Below are 293 nucleotides of genomic sequence, written 5' to 3' on the forward strand. Positions count from 1 at the left end.
GCGTTCCCGTCGGAGGCGGGCACGATGCTCAAGAACCTGGAGAAGAAGGGCAATCCCTGGGGCCTGGCGAAGAAGCAGCGGGTGGAGTGGACGAAGGAGGTCGACTTCGAGGTCCCGATCATCGGGAAGGACGCGGAGGACCTCTCGGAGTTCGACTACCTGTACTGGGTGGGCTGCGCGGGCGCTCTGGAGGACCGGGCGAAGAAGACCACGAAGGCCTTCGCGGAGCTCCTGAACATCGCCGGGGTCAAGTTCGCGATCATGGGCGGTGACGAGAAGTGCACCGGTGACTC

1 pseudogene is annotated in these 293 nt (G+C 64.5%); it reads left to right on the forward strand.

From position 1 onward, the window contains the following. Positions 1–293 (forward strand): annotated as a pseudogene (locus tag IO30_RS41110) (heterodisulfide reductase-related iron-sulfur binding cluster); the annotation flags it as partial.

Source organism: Streptomyces xanthophaeus (assembly GCF_000725805.1).
In the GTDB taxonomy this organism is placed as follows: domain Bacteria; phylum Actinomycetota; class Actinomycetes; order Streptomycetales; family Streptomycetaceae; genus Streptomyces; species Streptomyces xanthophaeus.